The sequence below is a fragment of the Shimazuella sp. NTD250 genome (assembly GCF_059510375.1).
On record NZ_JCAJZS010000001.1, the window covers coordinates 493,898 to 516,952 of the forward strand.

Here is a 23,055-nt window from a genome sequence, read left to right on the forward strand (position 1 = left end):
TTTTTCGATTTGATGAACATCTATCATGCTAGATTTGCATTTCTATTTCATAATAAAATCGTCACAAGAATCTATAAATTTCACCAATACCTCCTATGATATAATTCTTACATACATGAGGAGGGAAATTAAAGAAATGCAGGAACAATATAATAGAAAAGTGCCTCCCAAGAAACAAAAAAAGAAGAAAATATTCTTGGTGACACTTTATAGCATACTAACTTTTTTCCTAGTTGTTGCCGTTGCTGTACTAGGAGTAGGAGCCGGTATCGTATCAGCTTATACAAAAAATGAAAAAGTTCGAACGAAAAAAGATTTTGACGAAGACTTAAATGGTTGGTCTGAAACGAGTTATGCTTACTTCCGCGACGCTACTACAGGAAAACCGAAACTAATTGGAGCCATGAACAACGAGAAAGACCGAGTTTTAGTCAGAAAACCAAGTGATGTAAGCCCTAATTTACTCAATGCATTATTTTCAACTGAAGATAGACAATTCTATACCCATGATGGTGTTGTACCAACAGCTGTATTACGCGCTGCCATTCAACAAGCTATGGGAAGTGAGGTAGTCACTGGCGGTAGCACCTTAACTCAACAACTAGTAAAAAACGAAATCTTAGGAAATCGCGAGCGATCTTTAGAACGTAAATCCTTAGAAATTGTAAATGCTCTACGCTTGGAGAAATATTATAAAAAAGACGAGATTTTAGTGAAATATCTCAATAGTGTTTATTTTTTTAAAGGCGCCAATGGGAAACATATGTATGGTGTGATGGCCGCAGCACGAGGACTTTTTAATAAAGATGCAAAGGATTTGACTCTTCCAGAGGCAGCTTATATAGCTGGAATGGTTCAGCAGCCTATCAAATACAATCCTTTCTCCACTGATCCAGAGATACAAAAAGCAAAAATTAAACGTGGCATGAAACGCATGAAAATGGTTTTAGATTACATGGTTGCCAATGGGAAAATTACTCCTGCTCAACGAGATGAAGCTGCTAAATATGACATTACGAAATCTCTTGCCAAGCCGAGCGATTTTAGAAATGCATACGAAACTTATCCTTTCATTATCTCTGCTGTAGAAAGCGAAGCAATCAAAGTCTTGCAAGAAATGGATAAAAAATACCATCCAGAAGAAGCAAAAGATAGACCTTATAAGTACTACAGTGATAAAGTACGCGGCGGTGGTCTAAAGATATATTCTACTGTTGATCAAGCACTCTATGAGAGTATGAATAAATCAGTGAAGAATATAGACTTCCCTCAACGAAAAATCAATGGTGTTTTGGTTCGGGAACAAATTGGTTCTGTAATGATAGAAAACAAAACCGGTTCTGTCCTTTCATTCTTTGCAGGAACAGATTTTGAAGAAAACCAAAAAGACCATGCCTTTGACGCACAAAACCAACCTGGTTCTTCGATGAAACCACTGTTAGCTTATGGACCTGCGATTAATGAAGGTATTCTATCTCCAGACTCAATTATTGTAGATGAACCCATCAATAAAGAATTCAGCTCAGCAGTATATAAAAATGCGAATGGAAAATACAGTGGTCCTGTTACTGCTACTCGAGCATTGCAGTTTTCCTATAATATACCTGCAATCAAAGCATTTCGAGCGACTGTCGATAAATTGGGAAGTAAACAAAAAGTATTTGATTACATAAGAAAGATGGGCATGCCACCCAATAAAAAAGATGGAGAAGCGCTAGTTCTAGGTGGTGCTACATATGGTTACACGGTGGAACAGATGACTGGTGCGTATGCCATGATTGCGAATCATGGAAAATTTAATAAGCCTCACTTGATCCAAAAAATTACTGATTCCCAAGGTAAAGTTATTTATGACTATGCAAAAGAAAATGAAACAAAAGAAGTATTTACTCCACAGACTGCTTACCAATTAACAGGGATGTTGAAAAAAGTAGTACAAGGAGGAACAGCGGAAGGATTTATTGGTCAGATTAAAGGATATAGTATCGCTGGAAAAACAGGTACGACCACAAGCGAATATGATTTATGGTTTGTAGGCTATACTCCAGAAATATCTTTAGGTGTATGGTCTGGATACGACTACAATAAAAAAGGCGATCATGATCTAGCGAAAACTGCATGGGTGAAGCTATTTAAAGCAGCAGCAGCTACTAATCCTAGCCTAATACGAAAAGGCTCTGACTTTCAAGATCCTGGTGGTTCATTTGGAAATAAATGTTTTGAATGTAACCGTCAAGTTCCAGAACAATCAGAATCAGATGATAACCAAGAATCTCAAAAAGATGAACAGAAAAAGAAAGACAAAAAGCAGAAAAACGGAGAAGAGCAGCAGCCTAATAAAAATACAGGTATTGTTCCTCCAAAGGATTCAAAGCACAAAAAACAGGAAGAATCTTCCGATAACGAATCAAATAATACCTCTCCTGATAACAATGGACTATTTTCAAATAAACCAAATAAATCAGAAGAGAATGCATCCGGGTAATACAAAAACTCACTTCTTACAAGTAGAAGTGAGTTTTTATTTTGAGAAATAGGTATAAAAACTAGATAAAATAACCACTCCAAATCTCAACAATTTCATATGATAACTAATAAATCAGTTATTTTATATAAGGTAGGTGTAGTTTGAATGACTTGGAGAAAAAGAATTCATAAGAATAAAAAATCTTATAAAAGACCAGTGAGAAAAGAGAATCGAGTTCTCGAAAATAAAGCAGAAACCGAAAATAAAGGAGAGATTACCATCGATCTGTATGGTGCAGGAATAATAAAAACCAGTCAACTTCCGCTAACCATAAGTTATAAGGATGAGGATACGGAAAAAGAAATCAAAATATCCGCTTTAGAGGAAGAACAGGAAGAAAAGCTACTCACTATTGCATCTGATGATGATGACGACGATGATGATGACGATGACGATGATGACGATGACGATGATGACGACGATGACGATGACGATGATGATGATGATGATGATGATGATGATGATGATGATGATGATGACGATGATGATGACAATCGTGTTTCTGGCGACGACTGTGATGACGATGACGATGATGACGATGACGATGACGACGATGATGACAGCGATGATCACCACCACAAACATCACCATAAACATCATCACCATAAACACCATCATCATAAACATCACAAACATCACAAGCATCATCACGATGATGACGATGATGACGATGATAAAATCGAAGAGTAATAATAGAATAGAATCAAAAATTACTATAAAAATCTATCTTCAAAATATTTCTAAAGCCATTCATCAAAAGATGAATGGCTTTTTACTAATCTTCTAGTGTAGATAAATCACCTGTTGGAAGTCCAAGTTCCCATGCTTTCAACACCCGCCGCATAATTTTCCCACTACGCGTTTTAGGTAATTTATCTTTAAATTCAATCTCACGAGGTGCAGCATGTGCCGCCAGACCACTTTTAACGAAAGCAGCAATTTCTTGTTTTAACTCTTCTGATGGAATATAGCCATCACGAAGAGCGATAAAAGCTTTGATGATCTGACCACGTAATTCATCTGGCTTACCAATCACACCTGCTTCTGCAACTGCTGGGTGCTCTACCAATTTGCTTTCTACTTCAAATGGTCCAACTCGCTCCCCCGATGTATTGATAACATCATCATCTCGTCCTTGGAACCAAAAGTATCCATCTTCATCTTGGTAAGCGGTATCCCCTGAATAATACCATCCGGGAATCCGAAAATATTCTTTATACTTTTCCAGATTATTCCAAATGGTTCGCATCATAGACGGCCAAGGAGTTTTTACTGCCAAGTGGCCCATTGTATTTGGCGGCAATTCATTTCCATTATCATCAATGATCGCAGCATGAACACCAGGAATTGGGCGTCCCATCGAACCTGGTCGGATTTCCATTTGTGGATAATTGGCAATTACTATTCCACCTGTTTCTGTCATCCACCAAGTATCGTGAATCCGTCTATTATACACTTTTAATCCCCAACGAATTACTTCTGGATTCAGTGGTTCTCCTACACTCATAATATGTCGAACTTTACTTAGATCGTATTTTTCTACCACTTCATCTCCCGCAGCCATCAACATGCGAAAAGCTGTAGGAGCACTATACCAAACAGTTACCTGATTAGATTCTAAAGTTTGATACCAATCGTCTGGACTAAAACGTCCTCCACGGATAACATTGGTGACCCCATGAAGCCATGGCGCAAAAATCCCATAGGAGGTACCTGTAACCCAACCAGGATCAGCAGTACACCAGTAAATATCATCTTCTCTAAGATCAAGTACATATTTTCCTGTTTGATAGTGTTGAATCATCGCATGATGAACATGCAAAACTCCTTTTGGTTTTCCCGTGGAGCCAGAAGTATAATGAATAATCATCGGGTGTTCCAAATCTACCCATTCTATCGAAAAATCCGAAGATTGACCTGCCACACCTTTTTCATAAGAGTGGTGACCTAACGATTCATTATCTTCCCCGCCTACCAAAATAATTTTCTTTAGGTGAGGGAGTTCCGCAACAGGAACACGCTTTAATAGTTCTGGTGTTGTAACAAGTGCTACTGCTTCACTATTATCCAAACGATCCTGCACAGCAGCAGTCATAAATGCTTCAAATAACGGACCAACAATCGCACCCACTTTTAAAACTCCAAAAAAACTGGCATAAAACTCTGGAGTTCGTGGCAAAAAGATAAATACACGATCTTCTTGTTGAATATGTAAGCGTTTTAAAAAATTAGCAAATCGATTAGAATTTTTTCTTAATTCTTCATACGTAATATTTTCTTGACGTACTGGGTCACTATAAGAAAGGGCGACTTTACTCCCTCTGCCTTCTGCTACGTGTCGATCCACACACTCATAGGCGACATTCACTTTACCTGTTTGATGCCAACTAAATACTTTTTCTACATCAAACCACTGAAATAGTTCTTTTTCTTTATCATAATCCAGTAGATTATTTCCTGTTGTCATAGGTTTAATAGATGCAAGATGTTCCAAAAAAAATCGCCTCCTTACATCCATGATATAGGAAAAACCAGCTTCTATCCAGATGTAAGAATGAGAAGCTGGTTTTTTCTTTTGTAGAAGTATCTACTAAATAACTTAGCCCGTGTGTATACAAACTAAGGTATCTTAGTGATGCTTGGGCTGAAAGGTATGACAATCAGTCTCTTCACTTGTTTCAGCTTCTTCTTCACGCTGGTTAACAACGTAGATCTGATCTGCTTGACATGAGTTCCCTTGCCCCCAGTAGGTACAACTGTCAACCTCACACATCACATCTTTTGGCATCAACAACACCTCCTCACTTACTTGCCGAGTAGATTTTGAAACCTTGTTGATGCACTCTATGGAAAACGAGCTGTGCTCGTAGTTGTTAAACTGCCCCGTTTTCCTGCAAAAGATGTAACATAGATATTACCAAATTACATGAACGAATTGCTGCCAACTCCGTAAATTTGACAAAATCAACTGGAGCTTCATGATCCGCTCGATCAGACATAGAGCGAATCACCACAAAAGGAGTACTTGTCTGATAACACACATGAGCGACTGCTGCTCCTTCCATCTCGACACAATCCCCACCTAGTTCTTGATGGAGAAATTTCACAATGAAACGGTCTGAAATGAATTGGTCTCCAGAAAGCACCTTACCTGATCTTACATTTATCGAATCCAATGATTCTAGCTTTGTAGCAGCTTTTAAAGCTGTCTGAACAAGATCTGGATCTGCCTGATACTCAGAAACGGATTGATATGGTATGGTACCACGTGGGAATCCTAAAGTACTCGCATCAATATCGTGTTCTTGGCAACTCGTTGAAACGATCATATCACCGATGTTCAGCTCTGGATGCAGAGCTCCCGCCACACCAATGAATAAGATAGCAGATACGTTATAATCTCGGATCAAGCTGAGAGCAGAAATCGAAGCATTTACTTTTCCTACTCCAGATTTGGTAATAACAACAGGGACATCTGCTAATGTACCTGTAATAAAGTTATTTCCAAACCGTTCTTCTGATTTTGTCCGCTCCATATTCAATAACAATTGTTCAATTTCTACATCCATCGCACCTATAATTCCAATCATACTTCGCCCTCAACTTCTACCAGTGGCTGCGTAGAATTTCGCAGTTTGATCGAATGTGAAAGAGTTACTTGCCCTGTCTCTACTTCTTCTCCATGCATATATTTGGTCAATAAACGCATTGCCACTGCTCCCAGATCATACATTGGGACATCTACTGTACTTAATAAAGGACGTACTTGTGAAGCAACCGGAATATTATTATATCCAATTACTTCCATATCATCTGGTACTTTTTTGCCACTGTCTAAAATAGCATGAATGGCACCAACTGCCATTTCATCACTCAAAACAACCGCCGCTTGTGGCAATTCACTCAAACCAAGTAATGTCGTCATCGCTTGGAAACCAGAGTCATATCGGTAATCCCCAATCCGAATCAAACGCTCATCGAAATCTATTTGATGATCTTCTAACGCTTGTCGATATCCTAAATAACGTGGATATCCTTTTACCATATCTGTTAATGGCCCACCGATCAAAGCTATCTTTTTATGGCCTTTTTCAATAAAGTGAACGGTTGCATCATAGGCTGCTTGCTGCTGATCAATCCCAACAGCAGGTAAAGAGTTATCTTCAACTTTTGTTGCAACCAATACAACAGGGACATTCGTATGATCATAAATACGACGGTGCTCTTCTCTTACATTTCCACCGAGAAAAAGGAGTCCATCTACTTGTTTTTCTAATAAAGTTTCAATTAACTGCGTTTCTCTTTCTTGTTGGAGGTCAGAGTTGCACAAAATAATGTTATAACGATACATGGTTGCAATATCTTCGATACCACGTGTCACTTCTGAATAAAAAGCATTGGATATATCTGGGATGACGACACCGACAGTTTTTGTCTTTTTACTTGCCAGACCACGAGCTACAGCATTTGGCCGATAACCTAATTGCTCGATCACACTTAAAACTTTTTTGCGGGTCGCTGGCTTTACATTGGAATTCCCATTGACTACTCGAGAAACGGTAGCCATTGAAACTCCTGCTACACGTGCTACATCGTAAATTGTAATAGTCTCTTTCTTTTTATCCATAATCTCTGCCTCTCTACTAAATAGAAGTATCATAGTTAGTATAACAAATTAAGCAAAAAAAAGACCTGACACTTCCGTTTTTGAAAAAGATATTTACAAAAAAGTGTCGGTCTTCCTTTTTATTTTTGAGCCATTAGTTGCAGGACATACGGGAGAGTATCTCCCATGATACTTGTCCATGCATTGGGAGACCCTCGATTGATCCAAATCACACATCCAGTAGGTGCTAAGGCACGAAATAATTTTTTAGTTGATATTAATCTCGGTACCATCTGAGGGAGGCTTTTGTTACGCCCGTGTGCTTCATCAATCAATGTTTGGGCATACTCTTCGGAAGTGAAGAAATCAGCAATTTGATTTTCATTTTGACTTGCTAAAATCACCATTTTCCCTTCCATATCTACAATTACCCATATTCTCCTCAAATCAGCAAGTGCTCGACACACTTCCCAACCATTTGCCATCCCTTGTCCTTCATTGGTTGCTGTTTCTAATACCCGCAAGCCATACTGTACATCTTCTGGAATATCAGGATTATTAGAAATCGGTTGATGAGCAAGCGGATTTGGATCAGGTTCTACATGCTCCTCGATAACCTGTTGTTTTTCAACAGGAGTCTGATTTTGCTGAGGGGCAGGTTCTGGTTCTGTCTCTTGAACCGGTTTCTCCACCACGGCTTCTGGTTTTGATTCTTGGATTGGCGGAGTAACATTTTGTTCTCCCTGTTCATTGTTATTGGATTGGAAAAAGAAACTCGTTTGCGGAACGGCTTCTGAAAAACCATCATCATCGTCATCCCACGGATTGTCAAAAGCAGAATACGTTTTTTGTGAATCAGAAGATGTTTTTTGCTCGGTAGATGGAACCGCATTCTCTATTTTTTGGATAGGTTTTTGGTTTTCCTCTAGAGAAGCATGTTTTTGTTCAACAGGTGGTACAGTATTTTGGATTTCTGCTTGTTTCACAACTTCCGCAAGCGGTTCTATGACTTCTGGCTTTACCTCTGGTACGGCAGGTGTTGGTTCTATTATTTCTTCTTTTATTTTGGTTACGAATGGCTTTGCTTCCACTTCGTTTTGAGCTTCTTCTTGTCCAATGGAAGGAGTAGTCGTAAGACTTTCTCTCTCTTCTACTTTTGCTTTTTCTACAGGTGCAGTCAGTACATATGTATCGGAAAGCTTTCTATCCTTGTTAGAGGTAAGGGACTCTTCTTCTAGAAAAGCTGATTCCCAATCACCAATTTCTTCTGTTGATGCCGATTTTTCTTCTTCAACTGGAATTTCCACAGGGATAGTTACTGCTATTTCCTCTTTTAGTGCAGTAGGAGATAAAGCAGCATCCGAAACCTCAGGAATAAAGGAGTATGAATTGGTGGTTTGCTCCACATATCCCGTTTTGGAACCATCCCGAATTTGATTTACTTGTTCGGGATTAAGTAAAAAAGCTTCTGGCAATCCATAGTTTACATATAACGTTTTGGAACCCAATCGTTCCAAATAACGGAAAATATCTTCCCAACTCACTGGTGTTGCTTGGCCGCCGCTCTTCTCCGCACTTTTACTAGCTTCTTCTTCTCCTGTATACACCACAATTGTCGAAAAACCTGGTTGATAAGAACCTTTCAATACAGACGAACCGTTCTTAATCACCCAAGCTGTGGATTGCTTGGAAAACTTATTGATACAATAGCAGCGAATCCAGTCTAAAAGCTGATGTCGTACAACAAAAAATCGTGAATCCAATCCAGGATTAAACATCAGTCCTTCTGCATTGGAGCGATAAGCTTTGAGCATAAATTGTAAAGAAGGTTCTTCGGTCATCTCTAAAAATTCCGGCTGCCTGACCCGTACTATTTTCGCGGCTTCTTGATCCGTAAAAGCGATGATATATTTGGAACCAGGTCGATTACTTCTAGCTAAAAGAGGTTTTTTCCCCATTGATGATTTCTGATATAAAACGGTTATTTGTAAAACATACTGCGCAAAATATTGAAATAATTCCTCCGGTTTTACCTGATAGCGATTCGCTTTTTCCAGGTATTCTCTCGCACTCACGAACAATCTTCTCCCATCCAACTTTCCTGTAGTAGTAGGTTTATCATACCAAAATGAGGCTACTATGCGAAACCAAAGAATACAAACAAAAGTAACAAGTAAAGTACTAAAATAGTACCCATCTATGTTAAGCATAACCGTGTACAAAGGAAAGTATTTAAATCTATTTATCTAAAAAATAAAAATTGTATTTGATACTCACTTCTTGATATACCTATATGGAGGTGATAAATATGGGACAAGAAAAGTCAAAAAAATATAAAGACAACACAGAAAAAGGGGAAGTCAAAATTGAAAAAGCTGTGCCTAAATCAAAGAAAAGAACATATACATTTGAAGATCTTATGTCTAAAGTTACGAAGGAAAATATAAATAAATTTGATTGGGGTATACCTATGGGAAAGGAAATTTGGTGAACATTCCTTTACATGCCCTGTTCGAAAAATCACACCAATTAAACAAAAAAACGTACTTCCAAGGAAGTACGTCTAGTCAAGTCCAGATATACTGATGTGTAAATGACCCCCAAGCGCTTTTACAATATTCATTAGATTTTCCAACGTAATATTCTGATCTCCATTTTCGATACGGGAGATAACACTCTGTTTAGTATTTAATCTCTCCGCCAATTGACCTTGAGTAAGACCTTTTTGCTTACGCAATAGAATAAGCTGCCTAGCAACTTCATATTCTACCTTCGTTTCTTCCCAAACTTGACGAAATTCTGGATCTTGCAGTTGCTCTTCCAAAAAATCATTAAATTTTCTCATACTTCCCCTCCTCTTGCTGTCTAAAAAAATCTTCCTTGTATTGTAATGCTCGTTCTAACTCAGATGGAGGTGTCTTATTTGTTTTCTTTGTAAATGCGCTTAATAGTACTAGTTTATTCATATACCAGTGAAAATAAAATACCCTACTAATATTATTACCTTGCACGATACGTAGTTCACTAACTCCTTTTCGTAAATATTTGGTATGCGGCAAACCAATATTTGGTCCCATTTCACTGATCAAAGCGATGGAACGAGAAATCTTGGCTCGCATTTTTTTGTCTACTGATAACAAGTATGCTCAACTGGTACTTCTCCATTTTTTCTGCTATAAAAAATAATCTCCCGATTCATGTTATAATTATAGCATATATGATATATATGCCACTAATTGTTAATTGTGCTGAGTAATATTCCTTGGAAATACAATAAAAACCCCCAGACCACGTCAAATGGTTTGGGGGTTCTTATTCTATATCTCAGTTAAACTTACTTCGATTCTACCAAAGCTGGAAGCAATTTCGAAGCATGCAAATCGGTCATAAATTGATCAAAAGTAGGGATATCGATCTGTTGTTGTGCATCGGATAAAGCTACAGCAGGATTTGGATGTACTTCTACCATAACTGCATCTGCACCAGCAGCTAAAGCTGCTTTTGCAAGTGGTACTAAAATATCGCGACGTCCAGCAGAGTGTGTAACATCGACAACTACTGGAAGGTGGGATTCGTTTTTCAACAGTGGTACTGCGGAAATATCCAATGTGTTACGCGTCCATTTTTCATACGTACGGATACCGCGCTCACAGAGAATTACATTTTTGTTTCCACGATGAACAATGTATTCTGCTGCATGCAAAAATTCTTCCATCGTAGCAGATAAGCCACGTTTCAACAGCACAGGGGTTTTAACGTCTCCAGCTGCTTTTAGCAGCTCGAAGTTTTGCATGTTACGGGCACCAATCTGAATGACATCCACATATTTTGTAGCGAGTTCAATATCGCTTGGGTTTACAATTTCACTGATTACTTGCAGGCCAAATTCGTCTGCAACACGGCGCAAAATCTCAAGACCTTTCACACCGAGCCCTTGGAAATCGTATGGAGATGTACGAGGTTTAAACGCTCCACCCCGCATTAAAGTTACCCCATTTTTCTTCAATGCTTTGGCTACTTCACGGACTTGTTCTTCTGACTCAACGGAACAAGGACCTGCAACAATGGTTGGTTTCCCATTACCCACTTGAGTTGTACCAAGGGTAACAACTGTATCCTCAGCTTGTTTTTTTCGGCTTACTAAAAGATGTTTTTTAGAATCATCTTTTTGCAATTGCAAAGAAGCTTTAAAAATTTGTTTAAAAAGGTGACGAACTGCCTCATTATCAAATGGACCTTCATTATGTTCAACTAAGCGATCGAGCATTTGTTTCTCGCGCTCAGGATCAAACTTGGTTACACCCTGCTTTGTTTTTATATCAGCGATTTCTTGAACAATACTCGCTCTTTTACTCAATAATGTAAGTAATTCCAGATTGATAGAATCTAGCTCATCACGCAATTGTTTCACATTTGCATCACTCAAACTTACTCGCTCCCCTCAACTCTACTAAAATATTCATTCATTTTAACTGAAATATGTCTATATGTCATCTACCATCCGTAAAAAAAGGCAACTAAAATAGTTGCCTTTTATTTCTATTTTGCTGTATATATATCTTTTTCTTCATCTGCTTCATCATTTATCGTAAACTCTGTTACACCTTCTCCAACATTTTCTTTTATGGAGGTCAATTTGTTTTGAACTTTATCTTTTACTTCTGCCATTTTCCCAATCATATCTGTACTCTGTGTTTTTACATCCAACACAATTTTTTGACCTTTATCTCGAACATAATTGAATTTTTTATTGATATCATCTCTGACTTCTTTTCCCGCTTTAGGAGCTGTTAAATATGCCAATGTTGCACCTAGAGCTACTCCAAATGCTGCACCGATCATAAAGTCTTTTAGGTTCATTTGAGTTTCAGTTTTGGACATCTTTCATTCTCCTTTTTTCATTATTTTGACGCCACTCTTGAACTAGATTCATAGCAGCACCAACAATCGCAAGAATACCACCGAGCTTTTCCTTGTTTTCAGCAGCTGCTTTTGAGACAAAGGTAGAGACTTCATTCATTTGCTGGCCTATTTGATCAATCGCTTTAAACAATGTTTTCGTATTTTCTGTTTTATCTTTGACATTAGCTACAACGGCTTTCGTTTCAGATACGAGCCCGTTTGTATTCGTGAGCAGCTCATGGGTATCTTTTTCCAAGATGCTTACAGTCTGATTGACCACAGCTAGTGTTTTCTTAAGCTGTCTTAAGGTCACAATGAGATAAATAACCAGTAGTACAACAGCAACCGCTATTACTCCTACACTTACTTCGATAATCACGCTCTACTCCCCTTTTATCATTTGCAAAACTGCATAAATTTGGATTACTTTTCTTTTTCAGTGTCCCACATCTATAATAGAAAAGGAGCACAATATATTAACATGAGGTGACAATATAAATGGAACGTACGATCGTTGTTATGAAAGGCGACCAAACTGGTCAAGAACTCCTAGATGAAGCTCTTCGCGTCTTAGATCCAAGTGTAATTCAATTTGATCTTCAATTTGAAACCTACGATCTCAGTTTAGAAAATAGACGTGCTACCAAAAACCAAGTGGTACATGATGCAGCAAAGGCAATGAAACGAGCAGGTTTTGGACTAAAAGCTGCTACTATCACTCCAGAAGAAAAAGGAGATATCGGTAGTCCAAATGCCATTTTGCGCAAAGAAATCGATGGCAAAGTTATTATCCGCACTGGTCGTCGAATTCCTGGTGTCAGACCAATTGGCGGTACATATGCTCCTATTTCCGTCATTCGAATGGCTGTAGGTGATGCTTATGGTGCCAAAGAATGGCGGGAAGGCGATGGCATGGACGAAGTAGCATACCGCACAGAAACAATCGACCGCAAAACATGCCGTGCAGTAGCTGAATACGCTTTTCGTCATGCCAAAAAGATGAAAGCCAAAGTATTTGGCGGGCCTAAGTATACCGTCAGTCCTATTTACGAAGGAATGCTAAAAGAAGAGATGGATGCTGCAAGCCTTCGTTACCCAGAAGTACGCTATGAACCTCAACTAATTGATGCTACCTATGCATTACTACTCAATCATGCAGGTGATCCATTAGTTATTCCTGCTTTAAACCGTGATGGCGATTGCTTAAGTGACATGGTCTTGCAGTTATTTGGTTCTATTGCAGGTGCAGAATCTATCCTCCTTAGCTTTAATGATCAATTTGAACCACAGACCATCATGGCTGAGGCTCCCCATGGAACAGCACCTTCCTTATTTGGGAAAAATATCGCAAATCCCATGGCGATGATACTGGCAGGTGCATCCCTTCTCACCTACATGAACGATCGAAAAGCAACTGCTGCATCTCGGGCAATTTATGAAGCTACCATTGAAACTGTACATGAAGGCATTCGAACTGCTGATTTGTCTGGGAGTGCTACTACTACTGAGTTTACAAATGAGATCATCGCTAAGATACAAACCAAGTTGGAAGTGTGGAATACTTTGCAAGGATTTTAAACAAAAGCGACGGGGGTCATCTTCCGTCGCTTTCTTCTATTATTGCTATATTAAAAATAATATACAAAATATTGATTCATTTGTCAAAAAAGGAATAACAATGGTGATTCACTTGGAATCTCAAAATTTCACAACATTACGAGCGAGAAAACCCACGGTTTAAATTGTGGGATAAAAGCGAGCCTTGGACGAGGAGAAGGATTTTTCCTTCACCAGTCCAACCTTTGAAAAAAGCAAGTTTACAATCAATTCGCATGGTGATATATGTATATCGCAGCAGACGAAAACCGTGGGGCACACAGAGTTTGCTTGGTAATGAAATAGCCATAAGGCTATCGTCCCAAAAATCCAACGGCTTAGCAGTGTGAAGCTGCTAAATATGAATATACAGAAAAAAACAGCTTTCTGATGCCAAAGCTGTTTTTTTCATCCATTTTTTACTTTTTCTTTCCGTATTTTAAGCTTTTTTTACCTTCTAATATATCTTTGCCAAGCTGTGGATTTGCTTTTATCGTTTCTGCAAATTGTGTCACTTCTTCTTTGTCTACATCTGCTTGTGTGACCTTCATTAAATATTCGATAACAAGCGGCATACCTCCACGATCAAAAGCTCTTTTTGCTCCACCCATGATCTGACTCAATTGTTCTTCACTCAACACTTTTTGTCCCATAACTGCATTAATCATATTTGTCAATTGTCCTAAACTTGGCTCATTACTCATTCCTGCACCTCCATCTATTCTCCTTGGCTATCCTATGCCTACTTGTAAAAAGTGGGTACGATTTTTTAGCCTAAAATCGCTTCCATCTAGGTTTTTGTTTAATCCTTTCTCTAAAAAGCAGAATAAACTGAGACAAATAAACAATACCAACACTCTTTTCTTTTCTGGTGTCTCTATAATCTACTCTTCTGCCAAATAAACGCCTTAGTCAGAAACCTAAATTTCTAATACAGGGCAAACACCTGTACAAAGCGAGAAATATCCGCATAAGGTAAATCAGCTCCGATTCAATTCGGTGCATAAATTGTAAGCATGACCAGGGAGGTTTCCACTATGAGCGGTTTTGGCGGTGGAGGATTCGGATTTGGATGGCATCGCCTTCTTATCTTTATCCTAGTAATTGCAACTATCTTTGTCTTTGCTGGTGGTTTCGGTTTCGGCGGAAGATGCTGTTAGGATAACACCAGATAGATTTCGTTAATTCTTACCTAATTGAACCTATTTCTTGAGAAAGGAGGTGTCAAAATGGGCGGTTTTGCAGGAGGCTTCTTCGGTTGGCACCGTTTGCTAATCTTCTTACTTGTCATCGCTACTATCTTTGTCTTTGCTGGTGGCTTTGGATTTGGCGGCGGCGGTTGCTGCTAATCATTTTCAATTTAGTGAATAAGGAGGTGTCAGAATGAGCGGATTTGGCGGAGGATTTGGTGGAGGTTTCTTCGGTTGGCACCGTTTGCTAATTTTCTTACTTGTTATCGCTACCATCTTTGTCTTTGCTGGTGGCTTTGGATTTGGCGGCGGCGGTTGCTGCTAATCAACGCAGTCTAGTAAATAAGGAGGTGTCAAAATGAGCGGATTTGGCGGAGGATTTGGCGGAGGCTTCTTCGGTTGGCACCGTCTGTTAATTTTCTTACTAGTTATCGCTACCATCTTTGTCTTTGCTGGTGGCTTTGGATTCAGTGGAGGATGTTGTTAATTCCTGAAATCCAGTAAGGAGGTGAATAAAATGGGTGGATTTGGTGGAGCTTTCTTCGGTTGGCACCGTTTGTTAATCTTCTTACTTGTTATCGCTACCATTTTTGTATTTGCTGGTTGCTTCTAATAAGGAGACACAGCCTAGGGAATTATCTCTAGGCTGTTTTCTATATCACATACAAAAGAAACCCCTTGATCGCTCAAGGAGTCTTTCTGTTATGGCAAGTGATGCAAACGTATTCCTGTTTTATCCTTTTCTAAAAGTTGCAGCAACAAATGATATTCCTCAAGCAGCATCGATTCAAAAAAGCGCATCTCGTTTTTTAATTTGTTTTGTTCATCTTTATAGTTGTCGAACTTTTGTTCATAATAAGCTAACTTCTCTTCAATCTCCAATAGGCGTTTTTGTAGTTGCTCTTCTTTCTTCGAAATAGCTCCCACCTCTTTTCTACACCTGCTTCTCTATATTATGTTGGAGGAGCTGAATTTGTTTTCCCAACGATACTCTTGGGTATAAATGATTCACTCTTAGTTACACCTGTCTCCTTTTTGAGCTGTTCAATCAAGGAAACGAGTTCTTCATATCGAATTTTTACCTCTTGCTGCACCCATTCGACTGAATTATTTTCCTGCTTAAAATTTTGATTTTCCTGTTTTAATGTATTTACTTTATCCTTAATTTGAGAAATAGACTGAGTTAAACGAGATATCTCTCTTTGCTGCTTCACCCATGTTTGTTCTGTTTGTTTTAAAAGGTCTATCGCCTCTGAAAATGTTTCTATTTTCGACTTGCGTTTTTTCTCTAACTGAGTGTAGACTCTCTTTTTCTTTGCCTCACTGTATGAGGTTGGATTCTGGCTTCTAAGTACTGCATTCCAGCGAAATCCGCATGCACCTGCTGTACGTCCTATCTTTTTCCCTACATCGGAAAATGCTGTTAACTGTGTTCCTCCTTTACTAATCGTATGGAGTACCATCTCACTTAACAATTGATCTTCTTCTGAGGTCCAACGTCTGCCTTTCACGTCATTCATCCTCCTCCTATAAGCAACTTTCTATTCCTATTAAATTGATTATGTTTTTTTTCATAAAAAATGCCCATGTCGGGCTAAAGCAACATGGGTTTTTACAACTTTTATTTTATTTCTGGCAATTCACAGATGGGAATGCCCAATTTTTCTAGTTTTGCTTGTTCTAAAATCGTTACTCCTTCTGGCAGCTTCTGCAAACAAAGTTGCAGCCATTGCAAAATACTCGATACCGATACCCCTTCATGCTCAGGTTGATAAGGGGTAAGATAGCGGATAGCTGTCTCTGATAATTTTCTCGCTCCACGGACTTTCCCGCGGTTTAGCTGATGCATAACAGCGGCAATCTGAATCAAGCCATGATAGAAATCATTGGTTCGATCTTGCTGCCAGAGCTCTTCTAAAACTTCATGTGCTTCCCAGTACTCACCTTGGTGATAGTGCTGAAAAAATTGAATATATAAGGGATGGTAACTGTTCATATATTTCCTCCAAAAGAAAAAGACCAGATTTTCTGGTCACATGAAAGAGGGTCAAAAAAAGAAAATAGAAGCGTGGTAGCTTAACAACTGCTAAAAAAGCAGCTTAAAGATGTAAGCAAGGAGGTCAGCCCTACCTACAGAGCACATTGTATCACAATGACATATTTTTGTCGATATTGTGACCGTTATTTATCAAATTTTTAGCAAAAATATACATTCTTTTGGATTAAACTTTCTCTACTAGCGAATCAACAAAGCATGATCTACTTTGATACAACGATTCATAACAACGATTAATCCATTTTCTCTAGCGAGTTTAGCAGCCTCTTCATTTTCTACCCCAAGCTGCATCCACAATGCTTTTGCTTTAATTTTAACAGCTTCTTCTGCAATTGGATAAACGGTTTCACTACGGCGAAATACATCGACAATGTCGATAGAATCTTCTATTTCCAATAAACTTGCATAAGGTTTCTCTCCAAGAACCGGCTCCTTCAACATCGGATTTACCGGATATATCCGATATCCAGCTTGTTGCAATGCTTCTGCTATCATGTAACTCGTTCGCTCAGGATTACTGGAAAGTCCTACAACGGCAATATTTTTTGCTTCTTTGAGTAATTTTGCTCGCTCTTGATCTGTTGGATTCATGTTTTCTCACCTTTCTTTTTTCATGCTCTTTTATCTTATCATTTCCTAATTTCTATGCTATAAATAAACAATTATTTTGTGGTACGATAGCAAAAGATTACTTCCGAATAATAGAAGGGATATGACATGTTACAGACACCTACAAGTCTCTGGATAAACAGATTAGCTTTGCTCATGCGAGCTGTACCAGCCGAAAACAATCAGGAGATCCAACATAAATGTATAGATTTTATGCAGAAGCTCGATCGCGGGGAACTTGCTATCGCTTTTTGTGGTCACTTTTCAGCAGGGAAATCTTCCTTGATGAATCATTTATTTGGGATGTCTCTCTTGCCAACAAGCCCTATTCCAACGAGTGCAAATGTCGTAAAAGTAAAACACGGCCCAAATAAAATTCAAATGCGCTACTTTAACGGAACAACACAAGAAGTGATAGGTGCCTATACAGATGAAGCATTTCAGGCGCTTTGTCAAGATGGAGAAAAAGCTACAGAAGTAGTAATCGAGCGATTGGACGTACCGTTACCACCTCATGTCGCAATCGTCGATACCCCAGGAGTCGACTCAACCGATGAGGCTCACCGTATTGCGACAGAAGCAAACCTTCATGTATCAGATGTTATTTTTTATATGATGGATTACAACCATGTCCAAGCAGAAGGGAACTTGCAATTTGTAAAAGACCTCACAGATCGAGGAAAGCAAGTTTATTTGATCATCAATCAAATCGATAAGCATCGAGTCAAAGAGCTCTCGTTTGCTGATTTTCAAAGGGGAGTTGCAGCCTCCTTTGCAGCTTGGAACATTGCTGTCGCTGGCATTTATTTTACAAGTTTGAAACAGCCTGATCATCCTCATAACCAACTAACACAAGTGAAAGCACTCCTTCATCAGCTTTATGAGCAAAAAAATGAGCTGATGGAGAAAAATGTGGAGCGTGAAATCAGCTATCTCATTGACCAATATATCCATAAAAAGACGGCTCTGCTTCCGGCTTTGGAAACACTTCAGCTAAAGCGTGAAGAATGGAATAAAAAAGAACAAAACGACTTACAACAATTGGAACAATGGAAATACGAAAAACAACAAATTTCCAATCAATTGATGAAAGACCTCGATCATCTGTTGCAAAATGCTTACTTAATGCCAGCTAATTTGCGAGAACTGGCCAATTCCTATCTAGAAGCGATGCAGCCCAATTTTAAAATGGGTCTTTTGTTTGCGAAAAGCAAGACGGAGCAAGAACGAAATCAGCGGGAACAACAATTTCTCCAATCACTGACAGAAACCGTATCTACCCAGTTGACCGGACATATCACCGATTTGATAAGTCAACATGCCAGAAAATTTATGATTTTCCAGCCATCTTTGGCCGATGAACTGCATCAAGCTGTTCCTCATATTACCGTTGAATTATTGCGTAGTACGATCAAACAAGGTGCAGGACTAAGTGGAAATTATGTTCTAACATATACAACCGATTTAACGGAACAGATCAAATCCTTATATCGGGCACACGTCCGCCAATATTTGACCAATCATCTACCCGAGCTGGAAACCAGCCTTCAACAGCACATCCGACAAGGGCAGATGGACTTACAAGTAACCCAGAAAGACCTCAAACAAATCCAACAAGATATACAGACACATGCAAATATCCAAACGGAACAGCAGGCTTTGCTTGCGATCATAAAAGATGGACGAGAACAAGCGCCAACAGAATTGATCGAAAAATGGCTGCAACAGGAACAAATCGTACAATCTACCACTCTGATCACAGAAGAAAAAACAACTTCTCCATCAGAAGTGATACCAATGGCCCCAACTTCGGAAACGAACACAGCACAACAACAAAACTTATTGCTGCAAGCGGAGAAAGTATTGAAATCATTGCCCGAATTGCAGCCCTTTTTTGAGCGATTGCGAGCAAAACGCATCCAGATGGAACAACAACAATTTACGGTTGCCTTGTTTGGTGCTTTTAGCGCAGGGAAATCTTCTTTTGCTAATGCTTTATTAGGGGACGCCTTGTTACCTGTATCTCCAAATCCAACAACAGCTACCGTCTGCCGTATATGTCCTCCAACTTCGGAGCATGTACATGGTACAGGAACCGTAACTTTTAAATCGAGTGCAACCTTGTTCCAAGAGCTGCATCATCTTTTTGAACTGTTTCAGCAAAAATCTTCTGCATCTGATTTCACAGGTCTTGTGGAAGAAATACCAAAGCTTCTTAGCCGTAAGCTAGAAACGACACGCCAAAAAATGGCCATCCCTTTTTTGCGTGCGATTCAAAATGGATTTGCGGATGTAAAACAGGTGTTAGGTCAAACGACTGCGATGTCTCAAACAGATGCCATCTCCTATATGGCGGATGAAGCAAAATCTGCTTTTGTAGAAGAAGTAGCGTTGTACTATGATTCTATCTTAGCGAAACTAGGCATCACATTAGTAGACACACCTGGAGCGGATTCTCTGCATGCACGGCATACAGATGTTGCTTTTCGCTATATGAAACAAGCGGATGCTCTATTGTTTGTAACCTATTACAACCATGCATTTTCCAGAGCTGATCGAGAACTTCTGATTCAGCTTGGCAGGGTACAAGATTCCTTTTCTCTCGATAAGATGTACTTTATTGTCAATGCAGCGGATTTGGCAGCTTCCCAGACGGAATTGGAGAAAGTAGTCGACTATGTCGCTTCCCAGCTGAATCAATATGGCATTCGCCATCCAAGAATGTTCCCTGTTTCCAGTTTGGCCTCCCTGTCGGACAAACAAGAAAATCGCGAGCTCAATCCTGCATTTTCTCGATTTGAACAAGCATTTCTCAGCTTTATCCAAGAAGACTCTCGTGCTGCGACAATAGGCCGCATGATCTCTGATGTCGAGCAAGCAGGCATTTGGATCACAGAAATGCTTACAGCCATTTCTGCCAGCGAATCGGAGAAAGCAGCACAACAGCAACAATGGGAACAGGCTAAAAACACATTGGTCCAACAATTTTCCAGCCTAATCAGCACAACGGAAGAACGTAATCTCGCTCAAGAAATCAAAACATTGCTTTACTATGTAGGAGAACGACTCCGTTTGCGATACTATGATGAATTTGCATTCTACATCAATCCATCTGCCATCCGGGAGTCTGGTAGAGCAGGCAGAAAGCAATTAACTACCGCTGCAAAAGAACTACTTGCCTTTATTGGCAATGATTTGATACAAGAATATCGAGCTACTTCATTACGATTAGAAAAGTGGATACAGACAACCCTTGAAACCTTTACCAAAGAACAAAATAATCACCATTATCGATTGCTCTCTGGTTTATCCTTAATAGAACTAGAAGACATCATAAAACCAGAATTAACATGGACACAGCCTGTTTGGGAAGAAACCGATCCAAACTTTCATAAAGCAATCCAACTCTATAAAAACGGCCAGTCCTTCTTTGAACAAAATGGCCGCGATAAGATGAAAGAACAGTTGAAATTACAGGTAGAGGAAGTACTAAACACTCATATTGCCGAAATGACTGACGAATTCGCTGCTACCTATACTTCTACATGGCAGCAAAATATCAAACAAATATCCAAGCGATGGATCGAGCAAGTCACCGATCACTTTGCGCGCCTTGAAGCGAGTATACAGGGGCAAATGGAAGAGAAACCGCTGATAGAAGCGAAGACTAAGTTAAGTCAGTTACTCACTGGGTTAGAGGGAAAATAAGGGGAAATGGTTCAACATTAAAATAATAGTGAACTCAAAATACGATTGAGACAACTCTTGTGTGGATCATTGAAAATAGCCTTGAGAATCGCAATATGAATGGTTCTCGAGTTAAAAATAAGAGAATCCTAGCTTACAAATGGCTAGGATTTTTTTCTTTTTGTTGTTCATTATTAACAAGACAACATTATTTTCTAAGAAAAAAGTCATAGTAAAAGAATTTCAATCTCACTAAATCGCGGGGGGACTCATCCCGCTAGTCCGCGAGACGAGTCCCCACAACAGTGCTGACTATTTAGTTATTTCACGACACCGACGAAAGAACCTCGGACTTGGATACCCCTGAAGTCGATGTGGTCGCCACCGTGGATTTCCGTCTTGGTCGTGCCTTGCTCGCCGGAGGGGTTGGTGAGCTTAAGTCCCTCTCCGTTGGTATTGAGCTCCACCTTGTTGACAAACCACGGATCTTCGAGTCGCCACTCTGCGGGGGAGATCCTCGTCAGAGTGATCTTCACGAGCTCCTCCACACCATCGATGCTCCTGCCGACGAACTCATGAGACCAAGTTTCACGCACAGCCATCTCGTAGCAGATGTCTTCGTACGTGAGCGCCATCCCAGCGTAGATGATCTTCTTCGTTCCGATCACCACACCACCAGGGGCGTTGAGGCCGACAGACACTTCCTGCGACATGGCGGCGCGTGAAAGGTTTTCGTTCTTGATCACCACCCTCTCACGAGCGTAGACAGACGCGTAGTTCGAGCCATCGATCTCGACGACGTCCCATCCCATGAACTCGGCAGTGGGACTGTCATCAAAATCGGGGATACGGCTGAAGTTTGAGCGCGGGATGTGCAGGTGTCGCATACAGCAAGCCTTTCTGTGTGTTTACACTGTTGTGGAGAAGTACAACTATAGAACGTACTTCCCATTTTATATAGTTTATCAGAAAATAAGCAGCAAACTGAACTTATTCAAGAAAAAATCCGCGACACAAGGGGATGGTTCTCTTGTCGCATTGTTTTAACCTGCTATTTTACACTTCTTCCTCTTCCCTCACAGGCACTGCAAATATATCGTAGTTCTTCCCAACTATCTGTACAAGATTCTCCTCCAACCTCTCCTGTCGTACATCAACCAAATCCAATGTGATCTTCTGTCCATCTGTCGTTTCCAAATGAATATAGGATACTTCCTTCATCCCTCTTCCTCCCTTTCCAATTGTAATAATACACTCGTTATGTACTGTTCCAACTCATGGATTTTCTTTAACTCCAATGTTGCAATATATTGCACTGTCTCCATATGTAACTGACGAACCTCTTCTATATTTGCATGCTGGATAAACTCGCAGACACTATGCCATTCTTGTTGGGTGATCTCTAAAGGATGGGCATTTTCCGTCTGGGATAAACCACAATGAATCAGCTTACAAATCGCATCGATCCATTCTTTTCTCGATCGCGCATCGCGAAAAGCTTCGATCAACGAGAAATACGGCTCTCCTTCACAAGCATAAACAAAAAACCCCGCGATCTTTTTACAGGTATCAAAAGGTCTCCCTTTCTCCATCCTTTTCCTCCTTGCAAAAAGAACGTTGATAGGTCAACTCCACTGCATTCCTTGCTGGTGAAAATAAATAATTAGCACTCGTATAAAAAAAGTATTTCTCATCGGTTTTCAAAAAGGAAAGAAACGCTCCAACTGACTCCTTATCACCTGATATTTGAACGACCAAATTCATTCATCCATCTCCTCTCATTGTCAACTTTTGTAATAATTTTAAAATATTTAGAAAATATTGTCAATTTTAATTGTTTTCTTGCTCTTTCTTACATTCTTTTGTGACATAGGCAGGTTTA

Annotated in this window: 28 protein-coding genes; 9 read left to right on the plus strand and 19 right to left on the minus strand. The window is 39.5% G+C overall.

Translation table 11 applies throughout. The annotated features are described in order from the left end of the window. Positions 1-136: 136 nt before the first annotated feature. Together AC5WOF_RS02605 and AC5WOF_RS02610 are read left to right on the plus strand one after the other, a co-directional pair. Positions 137-2,485, plus strand: coding sequence for a transglycosylase domain-containing protein (locus AC5WOF_RS02605; RefSeq protein ID WP_496048393.1), 2,349 nt, complete (start codon positions 137-139; stop codon positions 2,483-2,485). 147 nt (positions 2,486-2,632) lie between these two features. Next, complete coding sequence (locus tag AC5WOF_RS02610; RefSeq protein ID WP_496048394.1) at positions 2,633-3,217, plus strand: hypothetical protein; 585 nt, start codon at positions 2,633-2,635, stop codon at positions 3,215-3,217. A gap of 85 nt (positions 3,218-3,302) precedes the next feature. Here AC5WOF_RS02610 and acsA read toward each other — a convergent pair whose 3' ends face one another. From acsA to AC5WOF_RS02635, 5 genes are all read right to left on the minus strand, one after another. After that, a complete protein-coding gene (acsA, locus tag AC5WOF_RS02615) occupies positions 3,303-4,994 on the minus strand; it encodes an acetate--CoA ligase (RefSeq protein WP_496048816.1) in 1,692 nt (563 codons plus the stop codon). 162 nt (positions 4,995-5,156) lie between these two features. Next, positions 5,157-5,315, minus strand: a complete 159-nt coding sequence (locus tag AC5WOF_RS02620) for a DUF1540 domain-containing protein (protein WP_496048395.1) — start codon at positions 5,313-5,315, stop codon at positions 5,157-5,159. Between the two features lie 85 nt (positions 5,316-5,400). Further along, positions 5,401-6,117 carry a 5'-methylthioadenosine/adenosylhomocysteine nucleosidase gene (locus AC5WOF_RS02625; RefSeq protein WP_496048396.1) on the minus strand — a complete coding sequence of 239 codons (717 nt, stop codon included), beginning with the start codon at positions 6,115-6,117 and terminating at the stop codon, positions 5,401-5,403. After that, on the minus strand, positions 6,114-7,154 hold the full coding sequence (gene ccpA, locus AC5WOF_RS02630; protein ID WP_496048397.1) for a catabolite control protein A: 1,041 nt from the start codon (positions 7,152-7,154) through the stop codon (positions 6,114-6,116). Before ccpA ends, AC5WOF_RS02625 begins: the two co-directional genes overlap by 4 nt. A 119-nt stretch (positions 7,155-7,273) precedes the next feature. Next, positions 7,274-9,208: a hypothetical protein gene (locus AC5WOF_RS02635; protein WP_496048398.1), complete on the minus strand. Its 1,935-nt coding sequence runs from the start codon at positions 9,206-9,208 to the stop codon at positions 7,274-7,276. A gap of 233 nt (positions 9,209-9,441) precedes the next feature. Between AC5WOF_RS02635 and AC5WOF_RS02640 the strand changes: the two genes are divergently transcribed. Further along, complete coding sequence (locus tag AC5WOF_RS02640; RefSeq protein WP_496048399.1) at positions 9,442-9,624, plus strand: AbrB/MazE/SpoVT family DNA-binding domain-containing protein; 183 nt, start codon at positions 9,442-9,444, stop codon at positions 9,622-9,624. Positions 9,625-9,696: 72 nt separating this feature from the next. On the opposite strand, the gene AC5WOF_RS02645 is transcribed toward AC5WOF_RS02640, so the two are convergent. The 5 genes from AC5WOF_RS02645 to AC5WOF_RS02665 form a co-directional block, all read right to left on the minus strand. Further along, the gene (locus AC5WOF_RS02645; protein WP_496048400.1) at positions 9,697-9,978 is read right to left on the minus strand and encodes a helix-turn-helix domain-containing protein; all 282 of its coding nucleotides are present in this window, start codon (positions 9,976-9,978) and stop codon (positions 9,697-9,699) included. Continuing rightward, complete coding sequence (locus AC5WOF_RS02650) at positions 9,965-10,273, minus strand: type II toxin-antitoxin system RelE/ParE family toxin (protein ID WP_496048401.1); 309 nt, start codon at positions 10,271-10,273, stop codon at positions 9,965-9,967. Before AC5WOF_RS02650 ends, AC5WOF_RS02645 begins: the two co-directional genes overlap by 14 nt. A 194-nt stretch (positions 10,274-10,467) precedes the next feature. Beyond that, a complete protein-coding gene (locus AC5WOF_RS02655) occupies positions 10,468-11,559 on the minus strand; it encodes a bifunctional 3-deoxy-7-phosphoheptulonate synthase/chorismate mutase (protein WP_496048402.1) in 1,092 nt (363 codons plus the stop codon). A 113-nt stretch (positions 11,560-11,672) separates the two neighbouring features. Further along, complete coding sequence (locus tag AC5WOF_RS02660; RefSeq protein ID WP_496048403.1) at positions 11,673-12,014, minus strand: YtxH domain-containing protein; 342 nt, start codon at positions 12,012-12,014, stop codon at positions 11,673-11,675. Beyond that, complete coding sequence (locus AC5WOF_RS02665) at positions 12,001-12,414, minus strand: DUF948 domain-containing protein (RefSeq protein WP_496048404.1); 414 nt, start codon at positions 12,412-12,414, stop codon at positions 12,001-12,003. The genes AC5WOF_RS02660 and AC5WOF_RS02665 overlap by 14 nt, the downstream gene beginning before the upstream one ends. Positions 12,415-12,533: 119 nt before the next feature. Here AC5WOF_RS02665 and AC5WOF_RS02670 point away from each other — a divergent pair, with 119 nt between their 5' ends. Continuing rightward, positions 12,534-13,613 carry an isocitrate/isopropylmalate family dehydrogenase gene (locus tag AC5WOF_RS02670; RefSeq protein WP_496048405.1) on the plus strand — a complete coding sequence of 360 codons (1,080 nt, stop codon included), beginning with the start codon at positions 12,534-12,536 and terminating at the stop codon, positions 13,611-13,613. A gap of 437 nt (positions 13,614-14,050) precedes the next feature. Here AC5WOF_RS02670 and AC5WOF_RS02675 read toward each other — a convergent pair whose 3' ends face one another. Next, positions 14,051-14,335, minus strand: a complete 285-nt coding sequence (locus AC5WOF_RS02675; protein WP_496048406.1) for a bacteriocin — start codon at positions 14,333-14,335, stop codon at positions 14,051-14,053. Positions 14,336-14,668: 333 nt separating this feature from the next. Between AC5WOF_RS02675 and AC5WOF_RS02680 the strand changes: the two genes are divergently transcribed. From AC5WOF_RS02680 to AC5WOF_RS02695, 4 genes are all read left to right on the plus strand, one after another. Next, positions 14,669-14,791: a hypothetical protein gene (locus tag AC5WOF_RS02680; protein WP_496048407.1), complete on the plus strand. Its 123-nt coding sequence runs from the start codon at positions 14,669-14,671 to the stop codon at positions 14,789-14,791. A gap of 69 nt (positions 14,792-14,860) precedes the next feature. Further along, positions 14,861-14,980: a YjcZ family sporulation protein gene (locus tag AC5WOF_RS02685; protein WP_496048408.1), complete on the plus strand. Its 120-nt coding sequence runs from the start codon at positions 14,861-14,863 to the stop codon at positions 14,978-14,980. 34 nt (positions 14,981-15,014) lie between these two features. Beyond that, on the plus strand, positions 15,015-15,146 hold the full coding sequence (locus tag AC5WOF_RS02690; protein WP_496048409.1) for a YjcZ family sporulation protein: 132 nt from the start codon (positions 15,015-15,017) through the stop codon (positions 15,144-15,146). A 33-nt stretch (positions 15,147-15,179) separates the two neighbouring features. Continuing rightward, complete coding sequence (locus AC5WOF_RS02695; protein WP_496048410.1) at positions 15,180-15,308, plus strand: YjcZ family sporulation protein; 129 nt, start codon at positions 15,180-15,182, stop codon at positions 15,306-15,308. Positions 15,309-15,523: 215 nt separating this feature from the next. On the opposite strand, the gene AC5WOF_RS02700 is transcribed toward AC5WOF_RS02695, so the two are convergent. From AC5WOF_RS02700 to AC5WOF_RS02715, 4 genes are all read right to left on the minus strand, one after another. After that, the gene (locus AC5WOF_RS02700) at positions 15,524-15,748 is read right to left on the minus strand and encodes a hypothetical protein (RefSeq protein WP_496048411.1); all 225 of its coding nucleotides are present in this window, start codon (positions 15,746-15,748) and stop codon (positions 15,524-15,526) included. A 26-nt stretch (positions 15,749-15,774) separates the two neighbouring features. Continuing rightward, on the minus strand, positions 15,775-16,341 hold the full coding sequence (locus AC5WOF_RS02705) for a hypothetical protein (protein ID WP_496048412.1): 567 nt from the start codon (positions 16,339-16,341) through the stop codon (positions 15,775-15,777). A 101-nt stretch (positions 16,342-16,442) separates the two neighbouring features. Continuing rightward, positions 16,443-16,817, minus strand: coding sequence for a DUF309 domain-containing protein (locus AC5WOF_RS02710; protein WP_496048413.1), 375 nt, complete (start codon positions 16,815-16,817; stop codon positions 16,443-16,445). 240 nt (positions 16,818-17,057) lie between these two features. Continuing rightward, the gene (locus AC5WOF_RS02715) at positions 17,058-17,468 is read right to left on the minus strand and encodes a CoA-binding protein (protein WP_496048414.1); all 411 of its coding nucleotides are present in this window, start codon (positions 17,466-17,468) and stop codon (positions 17,058-17,060) included. Between the two features lie 126 nt (positions 17,469-17,594). On the opposite strand from AC5WOF_RS02715, the gene AC5WOF_RS02720 reads away from it, so the two are divergent. Continuing rightward, the gene (locus AC5WOF_RS02720) at positions 17,595-21,194 is read left to right on the plus strand and encodes a dynamin family protein (RefSeq protein WP_496048415.1); all 3,600 of its coding nucleotides are present in this window, start codon (positions 17,595-17,597) and stop codon (positions 21,192-21,194) included. Positions 21,195-21,493: 299 nt separating this feature from the next. Here AC5WOF_RS02720 and AC5WOF_RS02725 read toward each other — a convergent pair whose 3' ends face one another. From AC5WOF_RS02725 to AC5WOF_RS02740, 4 genes are all read right to left on the minus strand, one after another. Continuing rightward, on the minus strand, positions 21,494-22,060 hold the full coding sequence (locus tag AC5WOF_RS02725; RefSeq protein ID WP_496048416.1) for a hypothetical protein: 567 nt from the start codon (positions 22,058-22,060) through the stop codon (positions 21,494-21,496). A gap of 169 nt (positions 22,061-22,229) precedes the next feature. Continuing rightward, a complete protein-coding gene (locus AC5WOF_RS02730; protein ID WP_496048417.1) occupies positions 22,230-22,394 on the minus strand; it encodes a hypothetical protein in 165 nt (54 codons plus the stop codon). After that, positions 22,391-22,765, minus strand: a complete 375-nt coding sequence (locus AC5WOF_RS02735) for a hypothetical protein (RefSeq protein WP_496048418.1) — start codon at positions 22,763-22,765, stop codon at positions 22,391-22,393. The genes AC5WOF_RS02730 and AC5WOF_RS02735 overlap by 4 nt, the downstream gene beginning before the upstream one ends. Continuing rightward, entirely contained in the window at positions 22,743-22,937 is a 195-nt protein-coding gene (locus tag AC5WOF_RS02740; protein ID WP_496048419.1) for a hypothetical protein, read from the minus strand. Before AC5WOF_RS02740 ends, AC5WOF_RS02735 begins: the two co-directional genes overlap by 23 nt. Between the last annotated feature and the right edge of the window lie 118 nt (positions 22,938-23,055).

Bases quoted from the DNA above. Each gene is read 5' to 3' on its own strand.
- AC5WOF_RS02625 (WP_496048396.1), bottom strand. From the start codon at position 6,117: ATGATTGGAATTATAGGTGCGATGGATGTAGAAATTGAACAATTGTTA.
- AC5WOF_RS02670 (WP_496048405.1), top strand. From the start codon at position 12,534: ATGGAACGTACGATCGTTGTTATGAAAGGCGACCAAACTGGTCAAGAA.
- AC5WOF_RS02730 (WP_496048417.1), bottom strand. From the start codon at position 22,394: ATGAAGGAAGTATCCTATATTCATTTGGAAACGACAGATGGACAGAAG.
- AC5WOF_RS02680 (WP_496048407.1), top strand. From the start codon at position 14,669: ATGAGCGGTTTTGGCGGTGGAGGATTCGGATTTGGATGGCATCGCCTT.
- AC5WOF_RS02675 (WP_496048406.1), bottom strand. From the start codon at position 14,335: ATGAGTAATGAGCCAAGTTTAGGACAATTGACAAATATGATTAATGCA.
- AC5WOF_RS02645 (WP_496048400.1), bottom strand. From the start codon at position 9,978: ATGAGAAAATTTAATGATTTTTTGGAAGAGCAACTGCAAGATCCAGAA.
- AC5WOF_RS02720 (WP_496048415.1), top strand. From the start codon at position 17,595: ATGTTACAGACACCTACAAGTCTCTGGATAAACAGATTAGCTTTGCTC.
- AC5WOF_RS02740 (WP_496048419.1), bottom strand. From the start codon at position 22,937: ATGAATTTGGTCGTTCAAATATCAGGTGATAAGGAGTCAGTTGGAGCG.
- AC5WOF_RS02660 (WP_496048403.1), bottom strand. From the start codon at position 12,014: ATGTCCAAAACTGAAACTCAAATGAACCTAAAAGACTTTATGATCGGT.
- AC5WOF_RS02735 (WP_496048418.1), bottom strand. From the start codon at position 22,765: ATGGAGAAAGGGAGACCTTTTGATACCTGTAAAAAGATCGCGGGGTTT.
- AC5WOF_RS02690 (WP_496048409.1), top strand. From the start codon at position 15,015: ATGAGCGGATTTGGCGGAGGATTTGGTGGAGGTTTCTTCGGTTGGCAC.
- ccpA (WP_496048397.1), bottom strand. From the start codon at position 7,154: ATGGATAAAAAGAAAGAGACTATTACAATTTACGATGTAGCACGTGTA.
- AC5WOF_RS02710 (WP_496048413.1), bottom strand. From the start codon at position 16,817: ATGAACAGTTACCATCCCTTATATATTCAATTTTTTCAGCACTATCAC.
- AC5WOF_RS02605 (WP_496048393.1), top strand. From the start codon at position 137: ATGCAGGAACAATATAATAGAAAAGTGCCTCCCAAGAAACAAAAAAAG.
- AC5WOF_RS02620 (WP_496048395.1), bottom strand. From the start codon at position 5,315: ATGCCAAAAGATGTGATGTGTGAGGTTGACAGTTGTACCTACTGGGGG.
- acsA (WP_496048816.1), bottom strand. From the start codon at position 4,994: ATGACAACAGGAAATAATCTACTGGATTATGATAAAGAAAAAGAACTA.
- AC5WOF_RS02715 (WP_496048414.1), bottom strand. From the start codon at position 17,468: ATGAATCCAACAGATCAAGAGCGAGCAAAATTACTCAAAGAAGCAAAA.
- AC5WOF_RS02640 (WP_496048399.1), top strand. From the start codon at position 9,442: ATGGGACAAGAAAAGTCAAAAAAATATAAAGACAACACAGAAAAAGGG.
- AC5WOF_RS02705 (WP_496048412.1), bottom strand. From the start codon at position 16,341: ATGAATGACGTGAAAGGCAGACGTTGGACCTCAGAAGAAGATCAATTG.
- AC5WOF_RS02685 (WP_496048408.1), top strand. From the start codon at position 14,861: ATGGGCGGTTTTGCAGGAGGCTTCTTCGGTTGGCACCGTTTGCTAATC.
- AC5WOF_RS02610 (WP_496048394.1), top strand. From the start codon at position 2,633: ATGACTTGGAGAAAAAGAATTCATAAGAATAAAAAATCTTATAAAAGA.
- AC5WOF_RS02695 (WP_496048410.1), top strand. From the start codon at position 15,180: ATGAGCGGATTTGGCGGAGGATTTGGCGGAGGCTTCTTCGGTTGGCAC.
- AC5WOF_RS02725 (WP_496048416.1), bottom strand. From the start codon at position 22,060: ATGCGACACCTGCACATCCCGCGCTCAAACTTCAGCCGTATCCCCGAT.